Source organism: uncultured Lacinutrix sp., assembly GCF_947500325.1.
Taxonomy (GTDB): domain Bacteria; phylum Bacteroidota; class Bacteroidia; order Flavobacteriales; family Flavobacteriaceae; genus Lacinutrix.
Map to the genome: position 1 here is coordinate 1 of NZ_CANMRQ010000040.1, position 5,762 is coordinate 5,762.

The 5,762-nt window shown below is 33.4% G+C and carries 1 protein-coding gene and 1 pseudogene; both read left to right on the forward strand.

The window, feature by feature from the left end:
* On the forward strand, positions 1-744 hold a 744-nt coding region (locus tag Q0997_RS19900; RefSeq protein ID WP_299892395.1), incomplete at its 5' end, for a type IX secretion system membrane protein PorP/SprF.
* A 174-nt stretch (positions 745-918) separates the two neighbouring features.
* Positions 919-5,762, forward strand: a pseudogene (locus Q0997_RS19905) (chromophore lyase); the annotation flags it as partial.

Genomic DNA, 5,762 nt, shown 5'->3' on the forward strand with positions numbered 1-5,762 from the left:
TCAGGTGTTGGTATTTCTTTCTATAACGATAAAAATGGAAATACACGTCAAAAAGGAGCTAAATTCTCTTTTGCTCAGCATCTTATTTTAGATTATAAATCCAAGCAATACTTATCATTTGGTATCTCCTACAATATTAATAGCTTTAGAATTGATATTGATAATTTTCAACCAACATATGAAAATGAAGTTATTGACCCTTTTGTTATCATGAATGGTGATAGAGCTATTAATAACAATAATTTTGATGTTGGTGCTCTATATAGAAATAAGGATTTTTATTTAAGTTTAAATGCTAATAATATCTTACCAAAAGATATTGATGACTTTAGTGGGATTGAACCAAATTTACTTTTAAACCTTCAACTCTATTCTGGATATGTAATAAAAAGTAAGTATAACAAGAATGTACAACTAGAACCTTCAATTTTTTATCAGTTATTTGGTAGTGACGGCAGGTCTAGTACTGATATAAATTTTAAATATAGAAAGTATAACAGAAAAGAAGATTATTACTGGTTAGGTGTTTCTTATCGTTTCTTAAATGATCAATTCTTTAAGCCTTTAAACTTAGGGCCTATGGTAGGTCTAATGAAATCTAAATTCTATTTTGCTTACTCATATCAATTTACTATTAACGGTTTATCAAGTTATAATTCAGGTACACACATGATTACTATTGGGCTAGACTTCCTACAAGGCATTAGTAATTGTCCTTGTACTAAGAGTCGTGTAACTAGGTAGTTGTAACTTTTAAATAATGCATATAAAAAAATCAAACTAATTATAGTTTGATTTTTTTTTGTTTCAAATTTTATATATAATAAAATAATAGTATATTGTATATTTTGAAACTTAATGAGTTTCTAACCCAAATCACCTTTTTGCGCCCACATAAAAGGACTAACACATTAAAACATGAAGAAGCCTACTTTCTTTAAGCTAACCTTTATTGCCTTATTTTTACTAACCTGTTCTATCAGTATAGCACAAACCTTTGACCCTTTCACTATAAGAGAGAATATAGAGATAAGAGGTAGCATGCTTGTTATTGGTAATAATATACTAGGACAAGACAATCAAGACTTCAATGACAATACAGTAGATAATCAAGATATATCAATGCAATATATCGATATAGATAGTGATACATCTACTTTTAGTTCAAGCAGTGCTGACCTTTTAGTTCCTCCCCAAGAAGATGGGAGTCCTACAACTTGTTATAGAGTTGCATACGCAGCACTATATTGGGGAGCAATACTACAAGATGGTGATAGAACAGATATTAATCAAGTAAAGTTAAAAGTTCCTGGAAACACAACTTATATGGATGTAACAGGCGAGGTTATTTATGATGCTATCGTTAATCCTATTGATGCAGAACCTAGTGAGCCAGGGAATAGTCCTTATGCTTGTTTTGCAGATGTTACTAATCTACTATCAAATTTAACTGATTTAGAAGGAGCTTATACCGTTGCAAATATAACCTCAAGTACAGGTTTTAATAACTCAACGGGATTAACAGCTGGTTGGACGCTTTTTGTAATCTATGAAGATCCTAATTTAAATACTAAATCTTTCACTACTTTCGATGGTTTTAGTCATGTTTATGATGGTCATGAAGAATTAGTACCTGTAACTGGTTTTGCAACACCACAATCTGGAAATATAGACTTACAATTTGCATATGCAGCTTTGGATGGGGATAAAACCAAAAGAGCCACAAAACTGGAAATAAACGGTAAACAAGTTACAACTCCCTTAAGACCTGCTAACAAGTTTTTTGGTTCAGTTATTGAAAATACAAATGGTGTCGCAAACCCTAGAACACCTTTCGGAACTAATACTTTAGGCTATGACACAGGTTCTTTAGAAATTCAAAACGCAGAACCTGAATTTATTGGAAACAATGAAACTTCAGCTGATTTTGGAATACAAGTAGCTCCAGGTCAAGCCGATCCATTGTTCATATTTTTTGCTGCATTCGCCGTAGATATTATTGCCCCAGATATTGATCTTACAAAAATTGTAACAGATGCTAATGGTAATGATATTAATAATACAGATGTTGTTTTAGGGCAAAATTTATTTTATGAAATAACATACCAAAGTGTTGGAAATGACAATGTAACTCAATTCACTATAACAGATATTCTTCCTGATCATATTATTTTTGATCCATTAACTGATATTGATTTGAGTAATGCAGGTGGAGCAACATTACAATCATACGACCCAATTACAAGGACATTAATTTTTAATATCCCTGATGGTTCTGTCCAAATTAATGATCCTAGTTTTGTTATACGTTTGGCCGTTCAAGTAGTTCCTAATTGTTATGATTTAAGTCAAGCTTGTTCAAATGAAATTCTAAATCAAGCTTTTGCTACTTATCAAGGTGTTATAAATGATACTATAATTGAAGAAGAAGGAAGTTTTGCTGTTATCGAATGTTTGGGGTCTCCTGGTCCTACAAATTTTTTAGTAGATATTTCAAATTGTAATTTTCAACGTACAGAAATATTATGTGGAAACAGTGTGCTATTAACAGCTGCAAATGGATATGATAGTTATTCATGGTCTACAAGTCCAACAGGAGTACCTGTAATTAGTACAGATCAAACATATACAGCAACACAAACTGGAACCTATTACGTACAAAATACAACATCTTCTAATTGCATTTCTATTGTAGAAGAAATTACAGTTATTCCTTATGGAAACACTGTTACTAACCCAGTAATTCCTTTTGCAGATGAAGTTGTTATCTGTCCAAATGATGGAGAAGAATTACCTAATATATTTTTATGTGGTGCTAATGACGAAAGAATAATAACTACTGGAATTAGTGATGCTGTATCTATAATTTGGGAGCAATTAGATGAAACTAGTTGTCCTGCTATTACTGATACTGATTGTGCTAATACTAATAATTCATGTGTATGGAATCAAGTAGGAACTGGCCCCAATTATACTGCAAATACTTCTGGTGAATTTAGGTTAGTAATAAATTACCCAGGAGGATGTTTTAGTATTTTTTATTTTAATGTTTATCAAAATTTATTAGCTCCTACAGCTGTAGCAGAAGATATTATATGTACAACACCAGGAAGTATTACTGTTAATGATGTTCCAAGTGGTTATCAATACAGTATTGATGGTGGTGCCAATTGGCAAATAAGCAATGTTTTTTCTCCTATTAATACAGCTGGTTTTTATACCGTTTCGATAAGCCAAATAGGTATTGATACTAACCCTTGTATTTTTGAAATACCTGATCTTTATATAAGATTAAGAGACTTTACAGTTTCAACAACAGTCCTACAGCCTAGCTGTTATGGAGATAAAGGGACTATTATACTTGCTGCAAACGATGCTCTACCTCAGTATTTTTTTAGTATTCATCAAGGAACTACACTAATAAATAGTGTTGGTCCAATTATTGACAGTGACTATACTTTTCCTAACCTAAACCCAGGTACTTACACCGCCACTGTTGAGACAGAAGATGGTTGTTTATATACAGAAGATATAACAATCACAGAACCTCCATTATTAACTGTCACAGCAGCAATTACTAGCCCTTTAACATGTTCAGATGGAGAAATAACAATATACCCTGTAGGTGGAACAGCTGATTATATATATTACATAAATAGCTCAACAGATTTTCAATCAGATCCAGTATATGTAGTTACTGCTCCTGGAGTTTATAATATAACCGTCTCAGATTTAAATAATTGTGAAGCTACTACCCAAATAATTGTAGAAGACAATCCTTTACCAACTTATACTGTTAGTCAAACCGATATTTTATGTTACAATGATACCACAGGAGAAATCCAATTTAATGTAACTAATGCGAATGGCTACACTATAGAATATAGTATAGATAACGGAGTTACTTTTGTGTCTAGTGCAACCTTTTCAAACCTTAGTGCTGGCGATTATGATGTTATTATTAGATATACTTTAGCAGGATCAGAATGTCTATCGACTGCTCAAACTATTACAATTGGGCAGCCAGATGCTGCTTTAACAGCTACGGCTGGAATATCAGAACTAGCTGGTTGTGGCCCTAATGGAGAAGGAACCATTCGTATTACCAATCCACAAGGTGGTACACCATTCCCGGCTCCTAATTTTTATGAGTATAGTTTTGATAACCAAGCCACTTGGGTAACAACTAATGAGGCTTCTGTTACTCCAGGAACATACACTGTATATATAAGAGATGCCAACGGTTGTATTTTTGCTATGCAAGATGTTATACTAGATCAAGAACCTCCTGCTCCAACTATAGAAATTGGAGATACCATTTTTAATTGTGATGGTTCTGGAAATGCTACTGTTACAGTTACTAACAATGGCGGTCCAGCTTTCACTTATGACTACCTAATAGATGGTATTCCTAATCCTAATACAGCAAATCCACAAGTGTTTTTAAATGTTCCTACAGGTTCACACACTATTAGTGTAGAATACACATTACTAACAGTTCCAACTTTTAGTAATTTATTATATGAAACTTTTGGTTATGGTGAAGACACAACGTCTCCTGGTATTAATCCTGTTTACTATTGTTTTGAAAGACAAGTTGTTGCTACGCAATGTCAAGGTAGTACAGCAATTAATGATGGAGATTATTCTGTTACTGCTAGTATAGTAAACCCATTTGGAGCTTGGATAAACCCAGTAGATTATACTCCACCAACAACACCTCCAACTCCAGATGGAAGATTTTTAGTTGTTAATATTGGTGCAACAATACCAGCTACTGAAATTTTATATGAAAAACAGATAAACGATATTATTCCTAATCAACCTATACAAGTAGAGTTCGCTGCTATGAACTTACTTAATATGAATAATACGCAATTTGATCCAGATTTAAGAGTAGCATTAGTAGATGCTTCTGGTACTGAAATATCTTTTTATAATACAGGTGATATACCAAAAACAGAAGATTGGGTAGAATACCCAACAACTCCTATTACTTTAGACCCTGGAGCGAATACCAGTTTGAAATTTATTTTAAGGTCTAACGTACAGCAAACTAGTGGTAATGATGTTGCTATAGATGATTTAAGAGTATTTCAACTGCCAGTTGTCTGTACAACTACAGTAGATTTTCCTTTTATTGTACCTTCAGGTAATGCGTTTTCTGCAGATATCACTGGAGCTTCAATGCTTAGTTGTGATGGAGCAGATGATGGAACAATAACAATCGCAGCTCAAAATTTTGATCCTGTATTAGGATTCCAATATTCTATCAATGGAGGTGCATGGATCACTCAAATGACATCACCACACACAATTACTGGGTTAGCTGATGGTACATACAATATAGAAATACGTTATGATGATTCGGCAAATACTTGTCAATTCCCATTCACACAAATAATTACTGCGCCTGATGCTTTAGCCATAAATGTTACAAATACTCCTGTAACATGTATAGATGGAGCAACGATAACAGCAACAGCAACAGGAGGTACTCTTAACTATTCTTTTGAATTAATAGATACTGTTGCTCCTTTTACAGTCACTCCTTTTTTAGGCAATGGTACTCTAACCAATGTTCCTGCTGGAACATATACTGTAGAAGTGACGGATGCCCTTGGTTGTATGGAGTCTACAACACTAACATTAGATACTCCAGATATCCCAACAGCTACAATAAACACTACATCAAACTTATGTTATGATCCTACAAATGGAGCGACAATTGAAGTTACTGCTTCTGGAGGTATGCCGCCTTA